This window comes from Streptomyces sp. TRM68416 (genome assembly GCF_014596915.1).
Classification (GTDB): domain Bacteria; phylum Actinomycetota; class Actinomycetes; order Streptomycetales; family Streptomycetaceae; genus Streptomyces.
On sequence record NZ_JACVWU010000033.1, the window covers coordinates 66481 to 92254 of the forward strand.

Sequence of the window (25774 nt, forward strand, 5' to 3'; positions counted from 1 at the left end):
AGAGGCGTACGCGGCGCGCACAACCGCGCACGACTCCTGCGAAGGGAATGACGTGACACGCAAGACGGTGCGAATCGCCATGAACGGCGTGACCGGACGCATGGGCTACCGCCAGCACCTCGTCCGCTCCATCCTGGCCCTCCGTGAGCAGGGCGGACTCGACCTCGGCGACGGCACCGTGCTGTGGCCCGAGCCCATCCTCGTCGGCCGCCGTGAGCACGCGCTGAAGGCGCTTGCCGAGCAGCACGGCCTGGAGCACGTCTCTACCGACCTCGACGCGATCCTCGCCGACCCGACCGTGGACATCTACTTCGACGCCCAGGTCACCTCGGCCCGCGAGGAGGCGATCAAGAAGGCGATCGCGGCCGGCAAGCACATCTACACCGAGAAGCCGACGGCCACCGGCCTTGAGGGCGCCCTGGAGCTGGCGCGGCTCGCGAACGCCGCCGGCATCAAGCACGGCGTCGTCCAGGACAAGCTCTTCCTGCCGGGCCTGCTGAAGCTGAAGCGGCTGATCGACGGCGGCTTCTTCGGCCGCATCCTGTCCGTGCGCGGCGAGTTCGGCTACTGGGTCTTCGAGGGCGACTGGCAGGCGGCGCAGCGCCCGTCGTGGAACTACCGGGCCGAGGACGGCGGTGGCATCGTTGTCGACATGTTCCCGCACTGGGAGTACGTCCTGCACGAGCTCTTCGGCCGGGTGAGGTCCGTCCAGGCCACCGCCACCACCCACATCCCCCAGCGCTGGGACGAGAACGACAAGCCCTACGACGCCACCGCCGACGACGCCGCCTACGGCATCTTCGAGCTGGAGGGCGGCGTGATCGCCCAGATCAACTCCTCCTGGGCCGTCCGCGTCCACCGTGACGAGCTGGTCGAGTTCCAGGTCGACGGCACGGAGGGGTCCGCCGTCGCCGGTCTGCGCAACTGCCGTGTCCAGCACCGGTCGTTGACCCCCAAGCCGGTCTGGAACCCGGACATCCCGGCCACCTACTCCTTCCGCGACCAGTGGCAGGAGGTCCCGGACAACGACGAGTTCGACAACGGCTTCAAGGCCCAGTGGGAGCTGTTCCTCAAGCACGTCTACGCCGGCACCCCCTACCACTGGGACCTCCTCGCCGGCGCCCGCGGCGTCCAGCTCGCCGAGCTGGGCCTGAAGTCCTCGGCCGAGGGCCGCCGCCTCGACGTCCCGGAGATCGCGCTGTGACCCTCCAACTGCCGGACGCGACCGGGGCCCTGCGCACGTACGAGCCCCGCCAGGAGCCCCTCGCCCTCACCCCGGGCGCGCCGCTCGCCTGCCGTACGGTCTTCTCGGCCGCGCACGTCGTCGCCGATCCGTTCGCCGACGTCACCCCCGACTCGCCCGCCGCCGTCGACTGGGACGCCACCCTCGCCTTCCGCCGCCATCTGTGGTCGCACGGGCTCGGGGTCGCCGAGGCCATGGACACCGCCCAGCGCGGCATGGGGCTGGACTGGACGGGCGCGGCCGAGCTGATCCGCCGCAGTGCCGCGGAGGCGAAGGCGGTCGGCGGCCGGATCGCGTGCGGGGTCGGCACCGACCAGATCACCGCCGGTTCCCTCGCCGAGGTACGCGCCGCCTACGAGGAGCAGCTCGCCCTCGTGGAGGAGAGCGGCGCGCAGGCCATCCTCATGGCTTCCCGCGCCCTCGCCGCCGCGGCCAAGGGACCCGAGGACTACCTGGAGGTCTACGGCCATCTCCTGCGCCAGGCCGCCGAGCCGGTGGTCCTGCACTGGCTGGGCCCGATGTTCGACCCGGCGCTGGAGGGCTACTGGGGGTCGGCCGACCTGGACGCGGCCACCGACACCTTCCTGGAGGTGATCGCCGCCCACCCGGACAAGGTCGACGGCATCAAGGTGTCGCTGCTGGACGCGCGGCGGGAGATCGACCTGCGCCGACGGCTGCCCGACGGCGTCCGCTGCTACACGGGCGACGACTTCAACTACCCCGAGCTGATCGCCGGTGACGACCAGGGCTTCAGCCACGCCCTGCTCGGCATCTTCGACCCGCTGGGCCCGCTGGCGGCGGAGGCGGTCCGGGTCCTGGACACGGGTGATGCCGACGGCTTCCGTGCGCTGCTCGACCCCACGGTCGAGCTGTCCCGCCATCTCTTCCAGGCCCCCACCCGCTTCTACAAGACGGGCGTGGTGTTCCTGGCCTGGCTGGCCGGCCACCAGTCGCACTTCACCATGGTGGGCGGCCTGCAGTCGGCCCGCTCCCTGCCGCACTTCGCCCGCGCCTACCGACTCGCCGACGGTCTGGGCCTGTTCCCGGACCCGAAGCTGGCGGAGGAGCGGATGAGGAACCTGCTCGCGCTGTACGGGGTGGACCAGTGACCGGCGACCTGTCCCGCTTCTCCATCAACCAGATGACGGTCAAGCAGCTGTCGCTGCCGGAACTGGTCGACGCCTGTGGCCAGTTGGGTGTCACCAACGTCGGCCTGTGGCGCGAGCCCGTGCAGTCCCACGGCCTGGAGGCGACGGCCAAGCTGGTGCGGGACGCGGGCCTGACCGTCACCACCCTGTGCCGGGGCGGCTTCCTGACGGCCGTCGAGCCGGACGAGCGGGCCCGTGCACTGGACGACAACCGGCGGGCGGTCGACGAGGCGGCCGCGCTGGGCACGGACACGCTGGTCCTGGTCTCCGGCGGTCTCCCGGCCGGGTCGAAGGACCTGCACGGCGCCCGGGAGCGGATCGCGGAGGCGCTGGCGGTGCTGGGCCCGTACGCCGAGGAGCACGGGGTGCGGCTGGCGATCGAGCCGCTGCACCCGATGTTCGCCTCGGACCGCTGCGTGGTCTCCACGCTCGCCCAGGCCCTCGACCTCGCCGAGCGCTTCCCCGCCCACCAGGTCGGCGTCACGGTCGACACGTACCACATCTGGTGGGACGACACCGCGCCCGCGCAGATCGCCCGGGCCGGTGCGGGCGGCCGTATCCACACCTTCCAACTCGCCGACTGGGTCACCCCGTTGCCCGCGGGCGTGCTCACCGGCCGCGGTCAGATCGGGGACGGCTCGATCGACATGCGGGAGTGGAAGGGCTACGTCGAGGCCGCCGGATACGCCGGTGCCATCGAGGTGGAGCTGTTCAACGACGTGCTGTGGGCGCGCGACGGCCGGGAGCTGCTGGCGGAGACGGCGGCGCGGTTCGTGGAGCACGCGGGATAGGTCCGCGCGATGAGCGAGGGGGGCGCCGGAAATCGGCGCCCCCCTTGTTTTCATTGCTCCGGCTTGATGCCGAGCAGGCCGAGGAACGCCGTCGCCGCGGGTGTCCTGCCCCCGTCGCTCCATACGACGTACTCGACCCGCGTGGGGGCGTCCGTGACCTCGATGGTGGTGACGCCGGCGAGGTGCGGGACGTAGGTGGAGGGGAGCATCGCGATGGCGAGGCCCTGGGTGATAAGGCGGGTCATGTTGTAGTCGACGGTGGTCACTTCGAAGGCGACGTCGCGGGTGAGGCCGGCGGCGGTGAAGGCCTGGTCGGACTGGACGCGGCCGGCCGTTCCGGCGGGCAGGTCGACGAAGACCTCGCGGGACAGGCGGTGCAGGTCGGCCGTCGGTTCGGCGGCGAGGGGGTGGTCGGGTGCGACCACGGCGACGAGCCGGTCGCGGGCGAGTTCGCGGGCGGCGACGCCCTGGGGGCGGGCGGTGGGCGGCAGTCCGAGGAAGGCCACGTCCGTGGTCCCGTCACCCGCTCGACTAGGTGCTCGCTGGCGGCCACCCGCAGGCTGATGCGGACGTGCGGGTAGCGTCGGCGGAACTCGCGCAGCGTGCCCGGGATGTTGACCGCGGCGACGGTGGGGATGAGGCCCACGGCGAGCCTGCCGCGTATCTCCCCCACGGCCGCGGCGACTTCGGCGGCGGCGCGTTCGGCGGCGTCCAGGCACTGGCGGGCCGCCGGGAGGAACGCCTCCCCGGCCGGGGTCAACCGGACGCGGCGGCTGGTGCGTTCGAAGAGCTTCGCGCCGAGTTCCCTCTCCAGTTTGGCGATCTGGTGGCTGAGGGCGGACTGGACGACCAGGCAGCGCTCGGCGGCGCGCGTGAAGCTGTTCGTCTCGGCGACGGCGATGACGTAGCGCATCTGCTGGAGCTCCATTGATCCATCGTGAATCGCGATCGATGCAGTGACAAGCATGTGTTGGACTCATTGATCGGTACGGGACGAGACTCGTCGCATGACGAGTCCAGCAGCACAGACAGTCGCGGGCGGAGCCAGTGGCAGCGGTCTGCGCGGCGGGAATCTGCCGCGCACCCTGCTGACGGCGTCCGCACCCGTGGTGTGGGGCACCACCTACGTCGTCACCACCGAGTTGCTACCGCCGGGGCACCCGCTCTTCGCGGGGATGCTGCGCGCCCTGCCCGCCGGGCTGATCGCGCTGGCGTTCACCCGGACGCTGCCGCGCGGGAGTTGGTGGGGGAAGGCGGCGGTGCTCGGGGTGCTGAACATCGGGCTGTTCTTCCCGTTGCTGTTCGTCGCGGCCGAGCGGCTGCCGGGCGGCGTCGCCGCGACCCTGGCCGCGGCGCAGCCGCTCGTGATCGCGCTGTTGGCCGTCCTGATCCTGCGTCAGGGGCTGACCGTCTGGCGGCTGGCCTGGGGGCTGGCGGGCATGGCCGGCGTCGGCCTGGTGGTGATCGGGCCGGCCGCGGGCTTCGACGTCGTCGGCCTCGTGGCGGGCCTGGCGGGCGCGGCCTCGATGGCGCTCGGGGTGACGCTCACCAAGCGCTGGGGGCGTCCCGCCGAGGCCGGTCCGACGACCTTCGCCGCCTGGCAGCTCACCGCCGGGGGTCTGTTCCTGGTCCCCCTCACGGTCCTCTTCGAGGGCGCGCCGCCGGCGATCGACCTCCCCGCCGCTGCCGGGTACCTCTGGCTGGGACTGGTCGGCGGTCTGATCACCTTCGTGCTGTGGTTCCGCGGCATCACCGCCCTGCCCGTCACCTCGGTCGCGGTGCTCGTCCTGCTCTCGCCCCTGGTCGCCGCGGCGCTCGGCGCAATCGTGCTCGGCCAGACCTTCGGGCCGGTCCAGCTCGCCGGTTTCGCGCTCGCGCTGGCGGCGATCGTCGCGGGGCAACTGCCCACACCTTCCCGCTCCCACTGAGGAACTCACCATGCCGAACACCGAACCCATCCTCGTCACCGGCGCGACCGGCGGCCAGGGCGGCGCCGTCACCCGCGCGCTGCTCGCACGTGGCCGCCGGGTACGCGCCCTCGTCCGCACCCCGGACTCTCCGGCGGCCAAGGAGCTTCGGGCCCTCGGCGCCGAGCCGGTCACCGGCGACCTCGACGACCCGCGGTCGCTGCGCGCTGCGGCGCAGGGCGCGTACGGCGTCTTCAGCGTGCAGCCCGCGGACTTCACCGACCCGCGTCCCGATATCGAGGTGCGGCGGGGCCGGAACGTCGCCGACGCGGCCGCGGCCGCGGGCGCCGCGCACCTGGTCTACAGCTCCGTCGGCCCCGCCCGACGCGGTACCGGTGTCGCGCACTTCGAAAGCAAGGCGGAGATAGAGACGTACATCGAGGCACTCGGCGTGCCCGCGACGGTGCTGCGGCCGGTGTACTTCATGGAGAACTGGCAGTACCTGCTGCCGGAGCCGGACGGCAACGGTGAGCGCGTCTGCCCGGTCGCGCTGGCTCCCGACACCCCGCTGCAGATGATCGCGCTGGCCGACATCGGCCGGATCGCCGCGGACGCCTTCGCCGACCCGGCCGCGTTCCTCGGTCGGACGGTCGAGATCGCCGGTGACGAACTGACGGTGCGGCAGATCGCCGAGGTGTTCGCACGGGTCCAGGGCATTCCGACCCGCTTCGAGCAACGACCGGACGGCGTACCCGAGTTCGCCAAGATGTACGACTGGATCAACAAGCACGGATACACCGCCGACCTCCCCACCCTCCGCGAGCGCCACCCAGGACTGCTGACCCTGGAGACATGGCTGAACCAGAACCCGGCATGACCCGTGCCTCGATCGTCCCGTCCGCGTGTGCGCACACCCGCCGGTAGTCGGCGACGATTCGCTCGCGGGTCTCGTCCGGCCTCGCCCACAGGTCCGCGTTCGGCTCGGCGTCCCCGGTGATCCACAACGGCGGCGCCGGGCAGGGCCGTCGGAAGACCGTGCCGAAGTAGAAGGCCTCCGCTCCGGTCAGGTGTTTGACCAGGCCGAGGAGGTTCGTGCCGGTCGGGGTCATGGGGCGGCGGACGTCGTACTCGGACAGGCCCTGGAGCTTCCAGAGGAGGGCGTCGCGGGCGTCCTGGAGGTTCAGGCGGAGGTCTGCCTTGAGGGTCTGTTCGGTCATCGGGACAGTCTGTCGGGCGGGGGGAGATGCCGGGTGGTGGGTTTCGGTCATCAAGATCACTACTGAGTGCCCGGTTCCGCACCGGGGAGTCGCGAGGCAGACTCTCGGGGGAGGCGCCGTCCTGGCACTCCGTGCGTTTCTCGGCTCGCATCGGTCGCGGTACCTGCCGGGTTCGTGGATTCGTCGCCGTAGCGGCGATGAGTTCCGGGGCGTGCCCCGGTCCTAGTACCGACACACACCAACAGGGCACAGAGGAAGGCAGGGAGATCCCATGCGTATCGTCGTCACGGAGTTCATCAGTCTCGACGGTGTCGTCCAGGCGCCGGGGGGTGCCGAGGAGGACACCGACGGCGGGTTCGAGCACGGTGGCTGGTCGCACCCGTACTTCGACCCGGAGGTGCTCGGCCCGGCGTTCGACGAGGGGCTGGAGCGGGCCGAGGCGCTGCTGTACGGGCGTCGTACGTATCTGACGATGGCGGGGGCGTGGCCGGAGCGGGCCGGTGACCCGTTCGCCGACCGGCTGAACTCGCTGAAGAAGTACGTCGTTTCCAGCACGCTGTCCGACGCGGAGCTGACCTGGAACAACTCCGAGCGCATCCCCGGGGACGAGGCCGTCGCGCGGATCCGTGCGCTGCGGGAGAGCGAGGGCGGGGAGCTGGCGATGATGGGCAGCCCCACCCTGGTGCGTACGCTGCTCGCCGAGGGTCTGGTCGACGAGCTGCGGCTCGCCGTGATGCCGGTGCTGCTCGGCGGCGGCAAGTCGATCTTCCCGACGGACGGTGCGAAGCGCCCCTTCGAGCTGGTCTCCTCGACCACCGGGAAGACCGGCGTGCAGCTCTGTGTCTTCCGGCCCGCCGCCGAGGGGTAGCAGCGGCGGGCGCGGGCGTCCTACGCTCGACCCGTTCGGTATCTCTGACTGAGTCAAGTATCGAGAGCGGGTCGAGCATGACCGTCCAGGACATCCGTGCCTTCAACCGCTTCTACACGAACGTCATCGGCGCCCTCGACTACAGCCGCCGCCTGTACGCCCCGTACACCCTCACCGAGTCCCGCGTCCTGTACGAGCTCGCGCACTCGCCGCGCACGGACGCGGCCGACCTGCGGACCGAGCTGTCGCTGGACGCCGGCTACCTGAGCCGGATCCTGAACAGGTTCGAGCAGGACGGGCTGATCGAGCGGACGCCCTCCGAGCAGGATCCGCGGCGGCGGCGGATCGTGCTCACCGCGCGCGGGCGGGAGACCGCCGCGCTGCTGGCCGAGCGGTCGGCGGAATCCGTCGGCTCGCTGCTGGCGGCGGTGCCGGCCGCCGACCGGCCGCGGCTGGCCGAGGCGATGCGGACCGTGCGCGAGATCCTCTCCGACGGCCGGCCCCCGCGCCGCGAGGACGTCGTGCTGCGCGAGCCCCACCCCGGCGACCTGGGCTGGATCGTGCAGCGCAACGCGGCGCTGTACGCGTCCCAGTTCGGCTGGAACACCGACTACGAGGGCCTGGTCGCGCGGATCGTCGCGGACTTCGCCGAGGACCACGATCCGCATCTGGAGCGGGTGTGGATCGCCGAGCTCGACGGCCGGCCGGTCGGGTGCGTGATGTGCGTGCGCGACGAGGCACCCGGCACCGCCCGGCTGCGCCTGCTCCTCGTCGAACCCGACGCGCGCGGCCTGGGCATCGGGGACCGGCTGGTCGGGGCGGTCGTGGAGTTCGCCCGCGAGGTCGGCTACCGCGACCTCGTGCTGTGGACCAACGACGTGCTGGCCGCCGCCCGGCGCATCTACCGGCGACACGGCTTCGTGCTGTGCGCGGAGAAGCCGCACCGCTCCTTCGGCAAGGACCTGGTGGGCCAGGACTGGCGTCTGGACCTGCACGGCACCGCCGAGTGACGCGTAGAGTCGCGACCATGAAGCTGGCGTTCTCCACCCTCGGTGTCCCCGGTCTTCCGCTCCCCGACGTGCTGCGGCTGGCGTCCGCGCACGGCTATCACGGCGTCGAGTTGCGCGCGCATCCGGAGGAGCCCCTGCACCCCGGCGTCGGTCCCGCGGAACGGGCCGAGGCGGCCGCCGCGTTCAAGGCGGCCGGCGTCGAGGTCCTCGCTGTCGCCGGATACACGCGCGTGGCCGCGCCGGGCCCCGACGAGCCCGTGATCGCGGAGATCCGCGGCCTGCTCGACCTCGCCCGCGACCTGGGCGCCGGCTTCGTCCGCGTCTTCCCCGGCGCGGACGCGGCACAGAGCGCCGAGGAGGCCGACGCGGCCGCCGCGCGCAGGCTCGGCACCGCCGCCGAGTACGCCGCCGACCTCGGCGTACGGATCCTGCTGGAGACGCACGACTCGCACCGCACCGGTGCCGCCGCGATCCGTGTGCTCGGGCCGGTCGGGCACCGCAGCGTCGGCTCGGTGTGGGACGTCATGCACACCTGGCTGGGCGGCGAGCAGCCCTCGGAGTCCTACGCCGCGCTCTCCCCGCATCTCGGCTATGTGCAGGTCAAGGACATCACCTCGGCCGAGGACACCACCCCGCTGCCGCTGGGTGCCGGGGTGCTGCCGCTGGCGGAGTGCGTGGAGGTGCTCTCCCGGCACGGCTGGGACGGCTGGCTGTGCTGGGAGTACGAGAAGCGGTGGTACGAGGCCGTGGCGCCGCTTCCCGGGCTGCTCCGGGCCGGGCACGACCATCTCGCCCGGCTGCTGAACGACTCCGCGTAATTCGTTGGCCCGGGGCGGGGGCCACGGGTTAGCGTCCCCGCCATGCCCCAGCAGCCCGCGCGGTACTCCGCCATGCCCTCATGAGCCTCGCCCGCGCCTTCGTCGACGTACGGCCGCTGCGCACCTCCCCCGTCTTCCGGCGGCTGCTGATCGGGCGCACCGCGTCCGTGCTGGGCAGCTTCATGACCATCGTGACCGTCATGTTCCAGGTGTGGGACATGACGCACAGCGCGGTGTGGAGCGGTGCCGTGGGGCTCGCCCAGGCGGTTCCGCTGGTGGTGGTCGGGCTGGTCGCCGGGGCCTGGGTGGACCGCGGGGACCGGCGCCGGATCTTCCTCGTCGCCACCGTCGGCCAGGCGGTCTGCGCCCTGCTGCTGGCGGTGCAGGGCTTCACCGGAGGGCTGCCGGTGCCGGGGATCCTGGTGCTGGTGGCGGCCGGTGCGTGCTTCGGGGCGGTCGGCGGTCCGGCGGCGGGGGTGTTCGTGCCGCGGCTGCTGCCCAAGGACCAGGTGGCCGCCGGGCTGGCCCTCAACCAGGTCACCGCCCAGGCGATGATGCTCCTCGGCCCCGCTCTCGGCGGCCTCCTCCTGGGCTGGTACGGCATCGGCGTCTGCTACCTGATCGACGCGGTCAGCTTCGCCCTGGCCTTCTACGGCGCCTTCGGCCTGCCCGCGCTGCCGCCCGAGGGCGAGCCGTCGCGGACCGGGCTGCACGGCGTGCTGGACGGCCTGCGCTTCCTCGGCGGGAACCGGGTGGTGCGCGGGGCGCTGATCACCGACCTGGCGGCGACCCTGCTGTCGATGCCGGTGAGCCTGTTCCCGCTGGTCAACGAGGAACGGTTCGGGGGCAGTCCCCGCACCCTCGGCCTGTTCCTGTCCGCGTTGGCCGTGGGCGGGGTCGCGGCGACCGCCCTGTCCGGGCCGATCACCCGGATGGCCCGCCCGGGGGCGGTCATGCTCTGCGGGGCGGCGGTCTGGGGCGGGGCGCTCGCCCTGTTCGGTCTGACCACCAGCGCATGGGCGGGCCTCGGGCTGCTGGTGGTGGCCGGGGCCGCCGACTCCGTCTCGGTGCTGTCCCGCACCACGATCGTGCAGACCCGCACCCCGGACGCCCTGCTGGGCCGGGTGACGGCGGCCGAGCTCGTCGTCGGCCAGGCGGGCCCGCACCTCGGCAACCTGCGCGGCGGTCTGGTGGCCGGCTGGACGTCCGGCGCGACCGCCCTGATCACGGGCGGGCTGCTGTGTCTCCTCGCGGTGGCCTACGTCGCCGTCAGCACCCCCGAGCTGCGGCGCGGCGCCGGTCCGGACCGGAAGTGAACCCGGCGGCGGGGTCCAGGCACCAGTCCAGTACGGCGGGCCACGGGCCGTAACCGGCGTCCGGGTCGAGGTGGCCTGCGCCGGGGAGGACGTCGGCCGGCAGGCCGAGGGGGTCGCCGTAGAGGCGGTCGGCGCCCTCCTCGCAGTACGGGTCGTCGTCGCCGGCGACCAGCCGGGTGGGGCAGGGGAGGGTGAACTCCAGGGGCGGCGGGGCGAATCCGGCGACCTCCGGGTGGCTGCGGAGCACCGCGTCGGAGGGCGGGGCGACGAGCAGCACCCGGGTCACGGCGTCGAGGCCCGGCAGTCCGCGCGCGGCGGCGTGCAGCCACAGCACGGCGGACAGGCTGTGCGCTACGACGACCTCGACCGGCCCCGCCGCCAGGTGCCGCTCCAACTCCCCCAGCCACACGTCCGGTTCCGGGTCGTCCGGGTCGGGCAGCTGCGGGTAGGAGACCTGGTGACCGAGTTCGGTCAGACGGTCGGCGAGCCAGTGCTGCCAGTGACCCTCGGGGCGGTGGTTCTGCCAGCCGTGGAGGATGAGGTAGGAGGTCATGGCGTCGATGGTTTCCGATCACCGTTCACCAGGTCCAGTTAATCTTTGGCGATGGAACCGGTAAGCGAGCCCTTCACTGTCGATCTGCGCCGCCTGACCGTCCTGCGCGAACTCCAGCGCCGGGGCAGCCTGGCGCACACGGCCCGCGCCCTGCATCTGACGCCGTCGGCGGTCTCGCAGCAGATCGCGGCACTGGCCCGCGAGGTGGGCGTACCGCTGACCGAGCGGGAGGGCCGAGGCGTACGGCTGACCGGGCAGGCGCGGGTGCTGCTGGCGCACGCCGATCTGATCGCGGCCCAACTGGAGCGGGCGCGGGCCGACTTGGCGGGGTACGGGGAGGGCGGGCGCGGATCGGTGACGATCGGCTGCTTCTCCAGCGCGATCCTGGGGCTGCTGCCGGGGGCGCTGGCGGTGCTGGCCGGGCGGCTGCCGCGGGTGCGGGTGGACGTGGTGGAGGCGGAGCCGCCGGACCTGTTCACGGCGCTGGACGGGGGCCGGGTCGACGTCGCCGTGGCGGTGGACTTCGCGGCGGCGCCGCCGTACACGGACGCCCGCTACCACCGGACCGACCTGTGCACGGACGTCCTGGACGTCATGGTGCCGGAAGGTCACCGGCTGGCCGGGCGGGACCGGGTGGGCCTGCGGGACCTTGCCGCCGAGTCCTGGATCGTGGGCGACCCGCGCAGTTGCTGCGGGGCCGTGGCGCGGTCGGTGTGCGCGGCGGCCGGGTTCACGCCCGACATCCGGCACGCGGTGACCGACTGGGGTGCGCTGGCGGCGCTGGTCGAGGCGGGGCAGGGGGTGGCCCTGGTCCCCCGCCTGGTACGGCCGCTGTACGCACACCGCCGCGTCGCCCTGCTGACGACCCACGGGACCCCGCCGTCCCGCAACGTCTTCACCGCCGTACGGACGGGCTCGGAGGGGGATCCGGTGCTGACGGCCGTACGGGAGGCGCTGCGGGAGGCGGCGGGGGCGGGGACGTAGGCCGCCCGGTGCTTTTCAGGGGGCTTTTCAGGGGGCTTTTCAGGGGGTGGCTGGTCGTCCGGGGAGGTGGCGGGCCACGCGTTCCGCCAGGCGGGTCCGGCACTCGGGCCACTCCTGCGCGGTGATGGAGTAGCTCGCGGAGTCGCGCAGGAGGCCTTCCTCGCCGGGTGCCTTGGAGGCGGACCAGTTGCGCAGGATGCCCTCGAAGGTGGCGCCCACGCGCTCGATAGCCGCGCGGGAGCGGCTGTTGCGGGCGTCCGTCTTCAGGTCCACGCGGCCCACGCCCCAGACCTCGAAGGCGTGCCGGAAGAGGAGGAACTTCGCCTCGGCGTTGACCCCGGTGCCCTGGGCGGAGGCCGCGAGCCAGGTGTGGCCGACCTCGACGGCGTCCAGGTGGTCCTCGTTCAGCCAGCAGCGCGGCTCGCAGTAGGCCGTCGTACCGACCGCGCGGCCCGTGGCCAACGCGACCTGGGCGTACGGCGCCACCTGTCCGGCGGCCGCGCGGGCGAGCTGACGGTCGATGAAGTCGCCGACCTCGGCGGCGGTGGGCACCCAGGTGAAGCCGTACGTTCCGCGGTCCTCCTCGACGGCCGCCGCCAGTTCGGCCGTGTGCCGCCGTTCCAGCGGCTCCAGGCGCACGAGTACGCCCTCAAGGACCGGCCCCCGCAACGTGAACCCCATACTCACCTTCACAGCCGTGCGCGCAGCGCCCCGAACTCCTCGTGGAAACCGGGGAAAGTCTTGCGGACGCAGCCGGGGTCGTCGAACGAAATACCGGGCACGCGCAGGCCGGTGACGGCGAAGGACATGACGATGCGGTGGTCGCCATAGGTCTTGATCTCGGCGCCGGTGGGGGTGGCGCCGGGGTGGATCTCGATCCAGTCGGGCCCGGTCCGCACCGTGACGCCGAGCCGCCGGAGGTTCTCCGCGCAGGCCTCCAGGCGGTCGCACTCCTTGACGCGGGTGTTGGCGACGTCCTCGATGCGGACGGGGCCGGAGGCGAAGGGGGCGAGGGCGGCGAGGGTGGGCATGGTGTCGGAGATGTCCCGCATGTTGACCGTCAGACCGCGCAGTTCGCCGGTGCCGCGCACGATCGTGCGGTCGGCGCCGGTCTCGACGTAGGCGCCCATCCGGCGCAGCACCTCCACGAAGCCCAGGTCGCCCTGGAGCGCACCCCTGCCCAGGCCGGGCACGGTCACCTCGCCGCCGGTGACGGCCGCGGCGGCGAAGAAGTAGCTGGCCGTGGAGGCGTCGGGCTCGACGGCGTAGGTGGTGGCGCGGTAGCCGCCGGGCGGAACGACGAAGACGTTCCCCTCGCGGGTCACCTCCGCCCCGAACGACCGCATCATCGCGAGGGTGATCTCGACGTAGGGCGCGGAGACCAGGTCGGTGACGCGGATGCGCAGGCCGTTGCGGGTGAGCGGGCCGAGGAGCAGCAGCGCGGTCAGGTACTGGGAGGACTGGCCGGCGTCGAGGGTGACCTCGCCGCCCTCGACGCCGTTCGCGGCCACGGTCAGCGGGTGGTGCCCCTCCCGTTCCTCGTGCCGCAGGTCCACGCCCAGGTCGCGCAGGGCACGGGTGAGCGGGAGCAGGGGGCGGCGGCGCATCTGCTCGGAGGCGTCGAAACGGTAGGTGCCGTGGCCCGCGGCGGCCAGGGTCGGCAGGAAGCGGGCGGTCGTGGCCCCGTCACGGCAGTACACGTCCGCCTCGGCCGCCGCGGGGCCCTCCGGGCGTCCGTCCACCTGCCAGGCGTCCGGCGCCCGTCCGACGCGGTAACCGAGCCTCGTCAGCCCTTCCGCGAACCCCTCCGTGTCGTCCGACCGCAACGGCCGTACGAGCGTGGTGACCCCGTCTGCGGCGGCCGCGAGGAAGAGAGCGCGAGCGGTGATGGACTTGGAACCGGGAACGTCGACGACGGGCATGCCGCCCATGATTGCCCGCGACGGCCCGACGGCGCCGGGGAGTCCACGGGGTGGAACACGGCGCCGGGGAGTCGACGGGGAGGAACGCGGCACCGGGGAGTCGACGGGGAGGGCCGGGACTGCGGCGCCGGGGGTCCGTGCGGTAACTCTTCGGCGCCGGGGGTCCGTGCGGCAGCCCTGCGACGTTGGGAGCCCGCGCAGCGGTCGTTGGCGGGGGGGCGGGTGGCTCAGTCTGTGGCCAGGTCGTCCGGGGTGGAGCGGGCCAGGTCGGCCAGGGTGGCGAGGGCCGAGGCGAGGATCTCCGGTTGGGGGGTGGCCAGGCCCAGGCGGATGGCGTTGGGGGCGTGGGCGTCGCCGACGGTGAAGGCGGCGGCAGGGGGGACGCCGATGCCGTAGCGGGCGGCGGTGGCGACGAAGGTGTCGGCGCGCCAGGGCCGGGGCAGCTGCCACCAGCAGTGATAGGCGTGCTGGTCGGTGCGCAGGGTGAACCCGGCGAGGTGCCGGGCCGCGGTGGCCTGTCGTACGGCGGCGTCCTGCTGTTTCGCCCGCACGAGCCGCCGCACGATGCCCTCGCGCTGCCAGCGGGCCGCCGCTTCCAGGGCGAAGCGCTGGGCGGTCCAGCCGCCGGAGCGCAGGGCGGCGGCGAGGTCGCCGAGGAGGGGGGCGGGGGCCACGACCATCCCGAGGGAGAGGCCGGGGGCGATGCGCTTGGACAGGCTGTCCACGAGGACCGTCCGCTCGGGGATGCGGGCGGCCAGGGGCGGCAGCTCGTCGCGCAGGAAGGCCCAGATCGTGTCCTCCACCGCGGGGAGGCCCAGGCGGCCGAGGACCTCGGCCAGCTCGGCCACGCGCCGCGGGGGCATGGTGAGCGTCAGCGGGTTGTGCAGCACCGGCTGGACGTAGACCGCGTGCAGCGGTGCCGTGCGGTGGGCCTCCTCGACGGCCTGCGGGACGAGGCCGTCCTCGTCCATGGCCAGCGGGACGAGGACGATGCCCAGCCGGGCCGCGACGGCCTTGACGACGGGGTACGTCAGTTCCTCCACGCCCAGCCGGGCGCCGGGCGGGACGAGGGCGGCGAAGACGGCCGCGAGCGCCTGCCGGCCGTTCCCGGCGAACAGTACGTGCGCCGGGTCGGGGCGCCAGCCGCCCCGGGCGAGCAGGTCGGCGGCGGACTCCCGGAGGCTCGCGTGACCGGCCGGGCCGACCGGGCGCAGGGCGTCCTGGAGGACGTCGGGGCGCAGCAGTCCGTCCAGGCCGTCGGCGAGCAGTGCGGACTGCTCGGGTACGACCGGGTAGTTGAACTCCAGGTCGATCCGGTCTGCCGTGGGTTCACCGAGGGCGCGCGGGTCGGCGGGGGCGGCGGCGCGGACGTAGGTGCCGCGTCCGACCTCGCCGACGGTCAGCCCGCGGCGGGCGAGTTCCCGGTAGACGCGGGCGGCGGTGGATCCCGCGATGCCGTGGCGGCGGGCGAACACGCGCTGCGGGGGCAGCCGGTCGCCCGGCCCGAGGGCACCGGACCTGATCTCCTCGGCCACCTCGTCGGCGACGCTCCGGTAGTCCCGCACGGCGCGCTCCTCTCTCGTCCGGACGACACCGGCGCCCGCGTGGCATCCGTATCCGTATCGGGCATCGGCAGCGGCATCGGCGCCGCCACCCAACCACAGAATTGCACCGAGTGCAATATCGTCATTGCATCGAGTCAATCCTTCTTCCTACACTCGGCGCATCACCTTGCCCCGACCGGGAAGGAGCTTCTCGCCCCGTGTGCGACAGCCTGCTGTCCCCGCTCCACCGGATCCCGCTCCCCCTGCCCGACTGCGACCGGTGCGGATTCACCGCCCGGACGGCGAGTCGGCCCCAAGTCGCCCATCTGGTAAGGGAGTACGCGGTCCAGTGGCAGCACCTCCTGACGCACCCGGCGCCCGCCCGCGCCCCCCGGCGGACCGGCACCCCCGGCTGGTCGCCCCTGGAGCACGGCTGCCACGCCCGGGACATGTGCCTGCTCTTCCACTCCCGGCTCGATGCAATCCTCGGTATTGCACCGACTTCGACCCCGTCCGCCTCGGACCTCCCCTACCGCGACGAGGACCCGCACCGCGTCTCCCGCGAGCTGGCCGGCGCCGCCGAATCCCTCGCCCGCCGCCTGGCCGCGTGCACCGCCGAGGACTGGGACCGCGCCGACCCCGGCCTCGCCGACCCGCGGCTCACCGTCGGCTTCTTCACCCGTCATCTGCTCCACGACCTCGCCCACGGTCTCGCCGAGGCGGGCGGCGGACCGGCGCACGAGGAGTTGTCATGGTCGAACTGAGCGGCGTGCTCGGCGTGTTCGTCGTGGCCCTCGGCATGGTGCTCACCCCGGGCCCGAACATGCTGTACCTGGTCTCCCGCAGCATCACCCAGGGCAGACGCGCCGGGGTGATCTCGCTGGGCGGTGTCGCCGTCGGGTTCCTGGTGTACCTGACGGCCGCGAACCTCGGCCTGTCGGTCGTCTTCCTCGCCGTACCCGGCCTGTACGCCGCCGTGAAGCTGGCCGGCGCCGGCTATCTGGCGTACCTCGCCTGGACCGCGCTGCGGCCCGGCGGGGTCTCGGTGTTCGCGCCGAAGGAGGTGCCGTACGACTCGCCGCGCAGGCTGTTCACGATGGGTCTGGTGACGAATCTGCTCAACCCGAAGATCGCCATCATGTACCTCTCGCTCATCCCCCAGTTCATCGACCTGGAGGCGGGCCATGTACTGCTCCAGGGGCTGCTGTTGGGGTCGGTGCAGATCGTGGTCGCCGTGACGGTCAACCTCTCCATCGTGCTGGCGGCCGGTTCGATCGCGGTGTTCCTCGCCCGCCGTCCCGGCTGGCTGAAGGTCCAGCGCTATGTCATGGGCACGGTGCTCGGAGGGCTCGCCGTCTCCCTGGCCGCGGACACCTCGGGTCCGGCGAGGGCGAGCTGACGGCGCAACAGCCCCTCCCCGGCAACTGCAGCCCCGTCCGGCACAGGCGTACCGACTTCGCGAAATCCGCCCGGAGGCGGGAACCCGCCGCCACCGCCGCCCGTCCAACTCGCAAGCTGCCGGAGAGTCTCCGCGGTCCGGTGTCGGCCTCGCTGCTGGCTGCGAACGCTGACCACCCTCTCCGCCGCACTGCGGCCGGCAGCGAGCCGCCATCGGCGCGCCCCCCTCCAACAGCGCCGATGGCGGCCCCTCTTTCGGTGAGCGCCCGCTCCGTTCCCTTGACTGGCAGAAACTTCCCGGTTATTCGTGACTCCTCGGAAGTTTCCTTCAGCGGACCTCCTCCGGAAGGAGTGCATGTGCCCTCCAGACGTACCGTCCTCGCCGCGACAGCAGGGGCCACCGCAGCACTGGCGGTCGGGACCGACGCGCGCGCCGACGGCCTCGGCGACAAGAAGCTCCGCTCCCTCATCTCCCGTATGACGCTTCAGGAGAAGGTCGGCCAGCTCTTCGTGATGCGGGTCTACGGCCACTCCGCCACCGCCCCCGACCAGGCCGACATCGACGCCAACCTCAAGGAGATCGGCGTCCGCACAGCCGCCGAGCTGATCGCCAAGTACCGCGTCGGCGGCATCATCTACTTCGCGTGGGCGCACAACACCCGCGACCCGCACCAGATCGCGGACCTGTCCAACGGGATCCAGAAGGCGTCCCTCGGACTCCCCCGCGGTCTGCCCGTCCTCGTCTCCACCGACCAGGAGCACGGCATAGTCGCCCGCGTGGGCAGGCCCGCCACCCTGTTCCCGGGCGCCATGGCCGTCGGGGCGGGAGGTTCCCGCGCCGATGCCCGCACCCTGGGCCGGATCGCCGGCAAGGAGCTGCGCGCGATCGGCATCCGGCAGGACTACACGCCGGTGGCGGACGTCAACGTCAACCCGGCCAACCCGGTCATCGGCGTGCGCTCCTTCGGTGCCGATCCGACGGCGGTGGCGGGTCTGGTCGCCGCGGAGACCGTCGGCTACCAGCGCTCGTCCGTCGCGGCGACCGCCAAGCACTTCCCCGGGCACGGTGACACGGCCGTCGACAGCCACTACGGCTTCCCCGTCATCACCCACACCCGCGCCGAGTGGGACGCGTTGGACGCGCCGCCCTTCCGTGCCGCGATCCGGGCCGGCATCGACTCGATCATGACCGCGCACATCATGGTCCCGGCGCTCGACGACTCCGGCGACCCGGCCACCCTCTCCCGCCCGATCCTCACCGGGATCCTCCGCGAGGAGCTGGGCTACGACGGGGTCGTGGTCACCGACTCGCTGGGCATGGAGGGCGTACGGACCAAGTACGGCGACGACCGGGTGCCGGTGCTGGCCCTCAAGGCGGGCGTGGACCAGCTCCTCAACCCGCCCGACCTGGACCTCGCCTGGAACGCCGTCCTGACGGCCGTACGGGAGGGAGAACTGACCGAGGCCCGGCTGGACGAGTCGATCCTGCGCGTCCTGCGGCTGAAGGCGAAACTGCGGCTGTTCGACGACCCGTACGTGAGCCATCGCGGCGTGGACCGCACGGTCGGCGTCCGGGCACACCTCGCGGCGGCCGACCGGATCGCCGACCGCACGACGACCCTGCTGGTCAACGAGGGCGGCCTGCTGCCCCTGTCCCCGGCCGAGCACCCGAAGCTGCTGGTGGTGGGCGCCGACCCGGCCTCCCCGTCCGGCACCACGGGACCGCCGACGGGCGTGCTCGCCGGGGCGCTCACCGAACTCGGCTTCACCGCCACCGCCCTGTCCACGGGCACGGCTCCCTCCGCCGCGACCATCGCGCGGGCGGTGGCGGCGGCCGAGGGCGCGGACGCGGTCGTGGTGGGGACGTACAACGTCTCGGCGGCCAGCTCCCAGCGGACGCTCGTGCAGCAGTTGCTGGCGACGGGGAAGCCGGTGGTCGCGGTGGCCGTCCGCAACCCCTACGACGTGGCCCAGCTCCCCGACGTCCGCGGCTACCTGGCGTCGTACTCCTGGACCGACGTCGAACTGCGGGCGGCGGCCCGGGTGATCGCCGGGGAGGTGGCGCCGACCGGGCGGCTGCCGGTGCCGGTGCAGCGGGCGGACGATCCGACGCGGGTGCTGTATCCGATCGGGCACGGGCTGTCGTATCCGGCGTAGCGCCCGTACGCCACGACCCCGGTGCGCGACCCCCAACGGGCCCAAAGCGTCCCGTGTACCTGGCGTGCGCCCGCTCCGGCGGGCCACGCTGGGGCGGGGATCACAGGGGGAGCGCGATGCGTGAGAGACATGCCGTGGGGGCGGGCTGTGCACTGCTGGTGCTCGCCGCCGTGGCGCTGACGGGGTGTCAGTCCGGGGGCGAGGGCGGGGCCGAGGAGGGCGACCGGCTCGCCGAGAGTGCCGCGTCGGCGGAGGTCCGGCCCTCCGGCTACGGCGCGGTCTTCCTCGGGGTCGACGAGTGCAGTTCGTTCGGGACGACCAGCTTCACGGAGGTGCCGTGCTCCGGGGAGCGCGCGGCCGCGCGGGTCGTGGCGCGCTTCGACGGCAGGGTCGGCGACGGGCCGCCGTGCCCGGGGACCACGGACTTCGTGCTGCACATCAGCGCGCAGGCCCCGGCCTCCGACGAGGACGGCGACGGCGCGGTCCCGCAGGGCTACGCCTGCATGCGCAACCTCTCTCCGCCGCACCCGGGCGACCCGGGCGGCGGGGGCGGCCCCCGCACCATCGTCGGCGACTGCGTCTACGGCTCCGGCAGGGGCCAGGTCCGGGAGACCGCGTGCGACGGCAAGGGCGAGAAGAAGCCGGAGTACAAGGTGGTGAAGGCAGTGACCGCCCGCGCCGACTGCCCGGCCTCCACGGCCCTGTACGTCCAACTCGGGGGCGAGAAGGTGGGGTGCGCTCGGCGGGTGTGAGCGGGGTGGGGTGCACTCGGCGGGTGTGAGCGGGGTGGGGTGCACTCGGCTTGTGTGAGCGGGGTGGGGTGCGCCCGGCGGGTGTGAACGCGGTGGGCTGCATCGGCCGCGTGAACGCGATGGACCGCACCGGGGGTGTGAACGCGGCGGCGCGCGCCCGGCCGGTGTGAACACGGTGGGCCGCACCGGCGATGTGAACTCAGCGGGGTGCGACCGGCCGGTGTGAACACGGTGGGGTGCGCCGACTCTGTGAACGCCGTGTGCTGCACCGGCGGTGTGAACGCGATGGGCTGCGCCCGGCCCGTGTGGACGCGGGCCGGGCGCAGTCGAGGTGTTACGGGCGCAGGGTGCGTTCGACCGTGCGGCGGTCCAGCTTCGCGTCGTACTTCGCGAGCGGCTTCGCCTTCTTCGGGTCGGCCTGGACCGTCGTCGAGGCCACGCCCGCCCACTTGAGGATCTTCGCCGTGGCCAGCGCCCTCTCGTCGTCGACGAGGCCGGACACGCGGGCGCCGTGGTTGGCGCCGGGGGCGGTGAGGACGTAACTGTCACGCGCGCCCTTGCCGAGGCGGAACGGCTCGGCGCCCCACGGGTCGTTCTCGCCGTAGACGAACAGCATCCGCGTGGCGTTGTGCCGCACCCACCTGTCGATGTCCCGCATCGCGTACGGCTGGAACGTCATCGGGATCGACCTGGGCACGAAGTAGCGCGGCGGCAGGTAGCCGTAGCGGATGTACTTGCGCTCTATGTGCGGGAAGACGATCGTCGGCGCGCCGAGCTGGGTGCCCGCCTGGTAGTAGTACGGCGTGTACGGCTCCAGGCCCTGGTCGGTGTAGAAGGAGAACCCGGCGATCGTGTCGATCGAGTCCCAGATCGCGTCGTCGGTGGCGTTCTTCGCGTCGGCCGGGATCGTGTCGCAGTCGGAGAGCAGGCTGTACTGCCAGAAGCCCCAGACGTAGTCGAGCACGGTCGCCTCGTAGGCCTTGTCGAGGCTGCCGACGGTGTCGAAGGTGTAGCCGTTCTCGGCCGCGTAGTCCGCGTACCGCTGCTTCAGCGGCTCCCGGCGCACCAGGGCCTCGCGCTGGACACCGTTCAGCCGGTCGCGGCACTCCTTGGTGCCGACGGAGGCGAAGAACTCGTCGTAGGCGGAGTCCTCCTTGTTCACCACGTCGTTGGGGGCGACGTAGGCGACCACGCCGTCCATGTCACGCGGGTAGAAGCGCTCGTAGTAGGTGGCGGTCATGCCGCCCTTGGAGCCGCCCGTGGAGAGCCACTTCTTGCCGTAGATCGGCTTGAGGGCCTTGAAGATGCGGTGCTGGTCGCTGGCGGCCTGCCAGATGTCCAGCTTGGTCCAGTCGGCGGGGGCCGGCCGGGACGGGGTGAAGAAGCGGTACTCCATGGAGACCTGGTTGCCGTCCACGATCTGGGTCGGCTCGCGGCGGCTGGGCGTCGTGGAGACGTTGTAGCCGCTGGTGTAGAAGACCATTGGGCGGGTCACGTCCTTGTGCAGCACGGTGATCCGCTGCTGGAAGGTGCCCTTGGCCGGGTTCCGGTGGTCGACCGGCTGGGTGTAGTTCAGGACGAAGAAGCGGTAGCCCGGGTACGGCTTCTCCTCGATCAGGCTCATCCCCGGTACGGAGAGCAGCCTGTCCTTGATGTCGGTGGTGGCGGTGGCCTCCGGCTCGGCGGCGGTGGCCGCCCCTGCCGTGCTCAGCGTGCCTATGAGCACGGTGAACGCCAGCAGCCATCTGAGCGCCTTGCGCATGCACCCTCCCCTGTGAGACAGATGTGCGCCCGGAAGCTATCGGAGCAACTGACGATCACACCAGGGGAGTTACGGAACAATCCGATTACCAGGGTGGCTGATTCAGCACAGAATCCAATCAGAAGTGACCGAACCGCCGCCCACTTTGCCCGTCACCCGGACACAGCGGTGCCCCGCGTACACCGTCACCGAAGGGGTCTTGCGGCGGTGCTTGCCCGCGTACGGGACCGGCCGGTGACCGCGCGCCTGCACACTGACGCCCATCTTCCGCTTCGGGCCGGGGCGCTTGGCGACGGTGAAGGCACACACCTCGCCGCCGAGTTTGTAGACGTGCACGGCACCCGTGGAGAACGGCACCGTCCGCACCTTGCGCCCCGCACAGCCCGAACCGGCGGCCTGTGCCTCCCCCGGCGCCGCGAGCGCCATCAGTACGGACGCGGTCAGCACGGCCAGCCCGGCCGCCAGCCGTCTGCGTATCGCACCACTGCCCACTGTGTCGTCCTCCCCGTACCCCGGCGATGAGCGTACTGGTGTACGGACGCCCCTCGAACACCGGACGGTTGCGCGCCGACCGTCATGAACACTCGACACGCCTGAAACTCGCCTGTGCGCCGGGCCGGGAGGGCTGCTCTGCGGACGGAGGCCCCCCGCACGCTCACGCCACCGCGGACTCCGGTTCCCCCACGAACGTGCGCCACAGGGCGGCGTAGCGGCCGTTGCGGGCCAGGAGTTCGTCGTGGGTGCCGTCCTCGGCGACCCGGCCGTGGTCCATGACCACGACGCGATCCGCGCGGGCGGCGGTGGTCAGGCGGTGGGCGACGACCAGGGTGGTGCGGCGGCCGGCGATGCGGTCGGTGGCCTGGTTGACCTGGGCCTCGGTGGCCAGGTCCAGGGCGGCCGTCGCCTCGTCGAGGAGCAGGATGTCGGGGTCGACGAGTTCGGCGCGGGCGAGTGCGATCAGCTGGCGCTGGCCGGCGGAGAGGTTGCGGCCCTTCTCGGCGACCTCGTGGAGGTAGCCGCCCTCCAGCGTGGCGATCATGTCGTGCGCGCCGACCGCGCGGGCCGCCGCCTCCACCTCGGCGTCGGTGGCGTCGGGGCGGCCGTAGGCGATGGCGTCGCGGACGGTGCCCGGGAAGAGGTACGCCTCCTGCGGGACGACGCCGAGGCGGTGCCGGTAGGCGGTCATGTCCAGGGTCCGCAGATCGCTGCCGTCGACGGTGACCCGGCCGCTGGTCGGGTCGTAGAAGCGGGCGACCAGCTTGACGAGGGTCGACTTGCCGGCGCCGGTCTCGCCGACGAAGGCGACGGTCTGCCCGGCGGGGATGCGCAGGTCGATGCCGGTGAGCGCCTCCTCCTCGCCGTTGTACGCGAAGTGCACGTCCTCGAAGGCGATCTCGCCCCGCAGCGACAGCACGTCCCGCGGCTCGTCGGCGGACTTCGTGGACGTCGGCTCGCGCAGCAGCTCCTGGATGCGGCCCAGGGAGACGCTCGCCTGCTGGTAGCCGTCGAAGACCTGGGAGAGCTGCTGCACGGGCGCGAAGAACAGGTCGATGTACAGCAGGTACGCCACCAGCGCGCCCGTCGTCAGCGTCCCGGCCTCCACCCGGCCCGCGCCGACGATCAGTACGGCGGCCGCGGCCGCCGAGGACAGCAGCTGGACGAAGGGGAAGTACACCGAGATCAGCCACTGGCCGCGGATCCGGGCCTGCCGGTAGCTGTCGCTGCGCTCCGCGAACCGCCGGCCGCCGTCCCGCTCGCGCCGGAAGGCCTGCACGATCCGCAGGCCGGACACCGACTCCTGGAGGTCGGCGTTGACCAGGGACACCCGCTCGCGGGCCAGCTCGTACGCCTTCACGCTCGCCCGGCGGAAGAAGTACGTGGCGACGATCAGCAGCGGCAGCGTGGCGAAGACGACCAGCGCGAGCTGCAGGTCGATCACCAGCAGCGCGACCATGATGCCGAAGAAGGTGACGACCGAGACGAACGCGGTGACCAGGCCCGTCTGCAGGAACGTGGACAGGGCGTCGACGTCCGTCGTCATCCGGGTCATGATCCGGCCGGTCAGCTCGCGCTCGTAGTAGTCGAGCCCGAGCCGCTGGAGCTGGGCGAAGATCTTCAGACGCAGGGAGTACAGGACCCGCTCGCCCGTCCGCCCGGTCATCCGGGTCTCCCCCACCTGCGCCGCCCACTGCACGGCCACGGCGAGCAGGGCCAGCAGGGACGCCGCCCAGACCGCGCCGAGCGCCAGCTCGGAGACGCCGCTGTCGATGCCGTGCCGGATCAGCACGGGCAGCAGCAGGCCCGTGCCCGCGTCCACGGCGACCAGGCCGAGGCTGATGAGAAGGGGCAGCCCGAAGCCGCGCAGCAGCCGGCGCAGGCCGTACGACTCCTCCGGCCTGACCGCGCGTGCCTCGTCCACGTCCGGGGTGTCGGTGGCCGGGGGCAGCGCCTCGACCTGGGCGAGGAGTTCGGGGGTGGCCGGCGTGCCGTCCAGCGCGGTGTCGCGCGGGGTGCGCTCCCCTGCCCAGAGCCGGGGCGTGATGCCGCGCTCGGCGTCGAACTCGGCGTCCAGCTCGTCCCGTACGGAGGTGTCCTCCTGGGGGACGTCCGGCTGGACGTGGCCGGGCGAGACGCCGCCGAGCTCGTCGGGGTCGGTGAGCAGGCGCCGGTAGAGGGCCGACCGCTCCTGGAGCTCCTCGTGGGTGCCGAGGTCGGCGAGCCGGCCGCCGTCGAGGACGGCGATGCGGTCGGCCAGGTTGAGGGTGGAACGCCGGTGGGCGATCAGCAACGTGGTCCGGCCCCGCATGACCTGCTGGAGGGCCTCGTGGATCTCGTGCTCCACGCGCGCGTCCACGGCGGAGGTGGCGTCGTCGAGGACGAGCAGCCGGGGGTCGGTGAGCAGGGCGCGGGCGAGCGCGATGCGCTGGCGCTGGCCGCCGGAGAGGGTGAGGCCGTGTTCGCCGACGGTGGTGTCGTAGCCCTTGGGCAGCTCGGCGATGAACCCGTCGGCGCGGGCGGCGCGGGCGGCCGCCTCGATCTGCTCGTCGGTGGCGTCGGGACGGCCGTAGGCGATGTTGGCGCGGACCGTGTCGGAGAAGAGGAAGGAGTCCTCGGGTACGAGCCCGATCGCGGCCCGCAGGGAGCCCTGGGTCAGTTCGCGGACGTCGTGGCCGCCGATGAGGACGGCGCCGTGGGTGACGTCGTAGAAGCGCGGCAGGAGGAGGGAGACGGTCGACTTGCCGGAGCCGGAGGAGCCGACGACGGCGAGGGTCTCGCCGGGCCGGATCTCGAAGCTGAGCCCGTCGAGAACGGGGCGGCCGTCCTCGTAGCCGAAGGAGACGTCGTCGAACTCGACGGTGGCGGGCGCGTCGGCGGGGAGCGTCTTGGTGCCCTCCGCGATCGACGGTTCGGTGTCGATCAGCTCCAGCACCCGCTCGGTGCCCGCGCGCGCCTGCTGTCCGACCGTGAGGACCATGGCGAGCATCCGCACCGGCCCGACGAGCTGGGCGAGGTAGGTGGAGAACGCGACGAACGTGCCGAGCGTGATCTGCCCGCGTACGGCCAGCCAGCCGCCGAGGGCGAGCATCGCGACCTGGCCGAGGGCGGGGACGGCCTGGAGCGCCGGGGTGTACCGGGAGTTGAAGCGGATGGTGCGCAGGCGGCCGGCGTAGAGCCGTCGGCCGACCTCGCGCAGCTTGCCGGTCTCCTGCTCCTCCTGCCCGAAGCCCTTCACCACCCGGACTCCGCTGACCGCGCCGTCGACCACACCCGCTACGGCGGCGGCCTGGGCCTGGGCGTACCAGGTGGAGGGGTGCAGCCTGGCGCGGCTGCGCCGGGCGATCCACCACAGGGCGGGCGCGACGGCGAGCGCGACGGCGGTCAGCGGCAGGGACAGCCAGGCCATCACGACCAGGGAGATCAGGAACAGGGCGAAGTTCCCGATGGTCATCGGGAGCATGAAGAGCAGGCCCTGGATCAGCTGGAGGTCGCTGGTGGCGCGTCCGACGACCTGCCCGGTGGACAGCTCGTCCTGCCGCCGCCCGTCGAGCCGCACGATCGTCCCGTACATGTCGGTCCGCAGGTCGTGCTGTACGTCGAGGGCGAGCCGGCCGCCGTAGTAGCGGCGGACGTAGGTCAGGACGTAGACGAGGAGGGCCGCGCCGATCAGCAGCCCCGCCCACACCGCCATGCCCCGGCTCTCGGTGCCGATCACATCGTCGATGATCACCTTCGTGACCAGTGGGACCAGCGCCATGACGGCCATGCCGAGGAGCGAGGACCCGAGGGCCAGCACGACGTCCACGGGATGGCGCCAGGCGTATCCCCACAGTCTCCGCGCCCATCCCTGCCGCACTGCCACGTCGCTGCCTCCCCGTGTTGATCG

21 protein-coding genes and 2 pseudogenes are annotated in these 25774 nt (G+C 72.7%); 14 read left to right on the top strand and 9 right to left on the bottom strand.

Features of this window, described 5'->3' with window-relative positions; genetic code table 11:
- Positions 1 to 52 precede the first annotated feature (52 nt).
- From ICC28_RS36195 to ICC28_RS36205, 3 genes are read left to right on the top strand one after another with little or no spacing between them, the layout of a single operon-like run.
- Positions 53 to 1204: a Gfo/Idh/MocA family protein gene (locus ICC28_RS36195; protein WP_188293074.1), complete on the top strand. Its 1152-nt coding sequence runs from the start codon at positions 53 to 55 to the stop codon at positions 1202 to 1204.
- On the top strand, positions 1201 to 2352 hold the full coding sequence (locus tag ICC28_RS36200) for a dihydrodipicolinate synthase family protein (RefSeq protein WP_188293075.1): 1152 nt from the start codon (positions 1201 to 1203) through the stop codon (positions 2350 to 2352). Before ICC28_RS36195 ends, ICC28_RS36200 begins: the two co-directional genes overlap by 4 nt.
- A gap of 32 nt (positions 2353 to 2384) precedes the next feature.
- Positions 2385 to 3182 carry a sugar phosphate isomerase/epimerase family protein gene (locus ICC28_RS36205; RefSeq protein WP_188293107.1) on the top strand — a complete coding sequence of 266 codons (798 nt, stop codon included), beginning with the start codon at positions 2385 to 2387 and terminating at the stop codon, positions 3180 to 3182.
- A gap of 50 nt (positions 3183 to 3232) precedes the next feature.
- Here ICC28_RS36205 and ICC28_RS36210 read toward each other — a convergent pair.
- A pseudogene (locus ICC28_RS36210) lies at positions 3233 to 4110 on the bottom strand (LysR family transcriptional regulator).
- Between the two features lie 79 nt (positions 4111 to 4189).
- Between ICC28_RS36210 and ICC28_RS36215 the strand changes: the two are divergent.
- On the top strand, positions 4190 to 5110 hold the full coding sequence (locus ICC28_RS36215) for an EamA family transporter (protein ID WP_188293076.1): 921 nt from the start codon (positions 4190 to 4192) through the stop codon (positions 5108 to 5110).
- Between the two features lie 10 nt (positions 5111 to 5120).
- Positions 5121 to 5966: an NmrA/HSCARG family protein gene (locus tag ICC28_RS36220; protein WP_188293077.1), complete on the top strand. Its 846-nt coding sequence runs from the start codon at positions 5121 to 5123 to the stop codon at positions 5964 to 5966.
- Here ICC28_RS36220 and ICC28_RS36225 read toward each other — a convergent pair.
- Positions 5950 to 6306, bottom strand: a pseudogene (locus tag ICC28_RS36225) (DUF664 domain-containing protein); the annotation flags it as partial. The gene ICC28_RS36220 and the pseudogene ICC28_RS36225 sit on opposite strands and share 17 nt — an antisense overlap.
- Positions 6307 to 6577: 271 nt before the next feature.
- On the opposite strand from ICC28_RS36225, the gene ICC28_RS36230 reads away from it, so the two are divergent.
- The 4 genes from ICC28_RS36230 (at position 6578) to ICC28_RS36245 (ending at position 10318) form a co-directional block, all read left to right on the top strand.
- Positions 6578 to 7174: a dihydrofolate reductase family protein gene (locus tag ICC28_RS36230; RefSeq protein WP_188293079.1), complete on the top strand. Its 597-nt coding sequence runs from the start codon at positions 6578 to 6580 to the stop codon at positions 7172 to 7174.
- A 77-nt stretch (positions 7175 to 7251) separates the two neighbouring features.
- Positions 7252 to 8184, top strand: coding sequence for a helix-turn-helix domain-containing GNAT family N-acetyltransferase (locus tag ICC28_RS36235; protein ID WP_188293080.1), 933 nt, complete (start codon positions 7252 to 7254; stop codon positions 8182 to 8184).
- A gap of 17 nt (positions 8185 to 8201) precedes the next feature.
- Complete coding sequence (locus ICC28_RS36240; RefSeq protein WP_188293081.1) at positions 8202 to 9002, top strand: sugar phosphate isomerase/epimerase family protein; 801 nt, start codon at positions 8202 to 8204, stop codon at positions 9000 to 9002.
- A gap of 80 nt (positions 9003 to 9082) precedes the next feature.
- Positions 9083 to 10318: an MFS transporter gene (locus tag ICC28_RS36245; protein WP_188293082.1), complete on the top strand. Its 1236-nt coding sequence runs from the start codon at positions 9083 to 9085 to the stop codon at positions 10316 to 10318.
- Here the strand turns inward: ICC28_RS36245 and ICC28_RS36250 are convergent.
- Positions 10272 to 10871 carry an RBBP9/YdeN family alpha/beta hydrolase gene (locus ICC28_RS36250; protein WP_188293083.1) on the bottom strand — a complete coding sequence of 200 codons (600 nt, stop codon included), beginning with the start codon at positions 10869 to 10871 and terminating at the stop codon, positions 10272 to 10274. The genes ICC28_RS36245 and ICC28_RS36250 overlap by 47 nt on opposite strands.
- Before the next feature lie 51 nt (positions 10872 to 10922).
- On the opposite strand from ICC28_RS36250, the gene ICC28_RS36255 reads away from it, so the two are divergent.
- On the top strand, positions 10923 to 11855 hold the full coding sequence (locus ICC28_RS36255; protein ID WP_188293084.1) for a LysR family transcriptional regulator: 933 nt from the start codon (positions 10923 to 10925) through the stop codon (positions 11853 to 11855).
- 39 nt (positions 11856 to 11894) lie between these two features.
- Here the strand turns inward: ICC28_RS36255 and ICC28_RS36260 are convergent, their stop codons facing one another.
- The 3 genes from ICC28_RS36260 to ICC28_RS36270 form a co-directional block, all read right to left on the bottom strand.
- Complete coding sequence (locus ICC28_RS36260; protein WP_188293085.1) at positions 11895 to 12536, bottom strand: GNAT family N-acetyltransferase; 642 nt, start codon at positions 12534 to 12536, stop codon at positions 11895 to 11897.
- An 8-nt stretch (positions 12537 to 12544) separates the two neighbouring features.
- Positions 12545 to 13777 (bottom strand): 3-phosphoshikimate 1-carboxyvinyltransferase, encoded by a 1233-nt coding sequence (aroA, locus tag ICC28_RS36265; RefSeq protein WP_188293086.1) that lies wholly within the window; start codon positions 13775 to 13777, stop codon positions 12545 to 12547.
- Positions 13778 to 14004: 227 nt separating this feature from the next.
- Positions 14005 to 15342 carry a PLP-dependent aminotransferase family protein gene (locus ICC28_RS36270; RefSeq protein ID WP_188293087.1) on the bottom strand — a complete coding sequence of 446 codons (1338 nt, stop codon included), beginning with the start codon at positions 15340 to 15342 and terminating at the stop codon, positions 14005 to 14007.
- Between the two features lie 197 nt (positions 15343 to 15539).
- On the opposite strand from ICC28_RS36270, the gene ICC28_RS36275 reads away from it, so the two are divergent.
- The 4 genes from ICC28_RS36275 (at position 15540) to ICC28_RS36290 (ending at position 19628) form a co-directional block, all read left to right on the top strand.
- On the top strand, positions 15540 to 16085 hold the full coding sequence (locus tag ICC28_RS36275) for a hypothetical protein (protein WP_188293088.1): 546 nt from the start codon (positions 15540 to 15542) through the stop codon (positions 16083 to 16085).
- Positions 16073 to 16720 carry a LysE family translocator gene (locus ICC28_RS36280; protein ID WP_188293089.1) on the top strand — a complete coding sequence of 216 codons (648 nt, stop codon included), beginning with the start codon at positions 16073 to 16075 and terminating at the stop codon, positions 16718 to 16720. Before ICC28_RS36275 ends, ICC28_RS36280 begins: the two co-directional genes overlap by 13 nt.
- A gap of 356 nt (positions 16721 to 17076) precedes the next feature.
- Positions 17077 to 18876 (top strand): glycoside hydrolase family 3 protein, encoded by a 1800-nt coding sequence (locus ICC28_RS36285; RefSeq protein ID WP_317454161.1) that lies wholly within the window; start codon positions 17077 to 17079, stop codon positions 18874 to 18876.
- A 116-nt stretch (positions 18877 to 18992) separates the two neighbouring features.
- The gene (locus tag ICC28_RS36290; RefSeq protein WP_188293091.1) at positions 18993 to 19628 is read left to right on the top strand and encodes a hypothetical protein; all 636 of its coding nucleotides are present in this window, start codon (positions 18993 to 18995) and stop codon (positions 19626 to 19628) included.
- Between the two features lie 334 nt (positions 19629 to 19962).
- Here ICC28_RS36290 and ICC28_RS36295 read toward each other — a convergent pair whose 3' ends face one another.
- The 3 genes from ICC28_RS36295 to ICC28_RS36305 all read right to left on the bottom strand — a co-directional run bounded on the left by ICC28_RS36295 (position 19963) and on the right by ICC28_RS36305 (position 25750).
- Positions 19963 to 21390: a S28 family serine protease gene (locus ICC28_RS36295; protein ID WP_188293092.1), complete on the bottom strand. Its 1428-nt coding sequence runs from the start codon at positions 21388 to 21390 to the stop codon at positions 19963 to 19965.
- Between the two features lie 102 nt (positions 21391 to 21492).
- Positions 21493 to 21882: a hypothetical protein gene (locus tag ICC28_RS36300; RefSeq protein ID WP_188293093.1), complete on the bottom strand. Its 390-nt coding sequence runs from the start codon at positions 21880 to 21882 to the stop codon at positions 21493 to 21495.
- A 163-nt stretch (positions 21883 to 22045) separates the two neighbouring features.
- Positions 22046 to 25750 carry an ABC transporter ATP-binding protein gene (locus ICC28_RS36305; protein ID WP_188293094.1) on the bottom strand — a complete coding sequence of 1235 codons (3705 nt, stop codon included), beginning with the start codon at positions 25748 to 25750 and terminating at the stop codon, positions 22046 to 22048.
- Positions 25751 to 25774: the final 24 nt, after the last annotated feature.

Coding starts and splice junctions, on each gene's coding strand:
- ICC28_RS36205 (WP_188293107.1), top strand. CDS start 2,385: ATGACGGTCAAGCAGCTGTCGCTGCCGGAACTGGTCGACGCCTGTGGC.
- ICC28_RS36215 (WP_188293076.1), top strand. CDS start 4,190: ATGACGAGTCCAGCAGCACAGACAGTCGCGGGCGGAGCCAGTGGCAGC.
- ICC28_RS36220 (WP_188293077.1), top strand. CDS start 5,121: ATGCCGAACACCGAACCCATCCTCGTCACCGGCGCGACCGGCGGCCAG.
- ICC28_RS36230 (WP_188293079.1), top strand. CDS start 6,578: ATGCGTATCGTCGTCACGGAGTTCATCAGTCTCGACGGTGTCGTCCAG.
- ICC28_RS36235 (WP_188293080.1), top strand. CDS start 7,252: ATGACCGTCCAGGACATCCGTGCCTTCAACCGCTTCTACACGAACGTC.
- ICC28_RS36240 (WP_188293081.1), top strand. CDS start 8,202: ATGAAGCTGGCGTTCTCCACCCTCGGTGTCCCCGGTCTTCCGCTCCCC.
- ICC28_RS36245 (WP_188293082.1), top strand. CDS start 9,083: ATGAGCCTCGCCCGCGCCTTCGTCGACGTACGGCCGCTGCGCACCTCC.
- ICC28_RS36250 (WP_188293083.1), bottom strand. CDS start 10,871: ATGACCTCCTACCTCATCCTCCACGGCTGGCAGAACCACCGCCCCGAG.
- ICC28_RS36255 (WP_188293084.1), top strand. CDS start 10,923: ATGGAACCGGTAAGCGAGCCCTTCACTGTCGATCTGCGCCGCCTGACC.
- ICC28_RS36260 (WP_188293085.1), bottom strand. CDS start 12,536: ATGGGGTTCACGTTGCGGGGGCCGGTCCTTGAGGGCGTACTCGTGCGC.
- aroA (WP_188293086.1), bottom strand. CDS start 13,777: ATGCCCGTCGTCGACGTTCCCGGTTCCAAGTCCATCACCGCTCGCGCT.
- ICC28_RS36280 (WP_188293089.1), top strand. CDS start 16,073: ATGGTCGAACTGAGCGGCGTGCTCGGCGTGTTCGTCGTGGCCCTCGGC.
- ICC28_RS36290 (WP_188293091.1), top strand. CDS start 18,993: ATGCGTGAGAGACATGCCGTGGGGGCGGGCTGTGCACTGCTGGTGCTC.
- ICC28_RS36295 (WP_188293092.1), bottom strand. CDS start 21,390: ATGCGCAAGGCGCTCAGATGGCTGCTGGCGTTCACCGTGCTCATAGGC.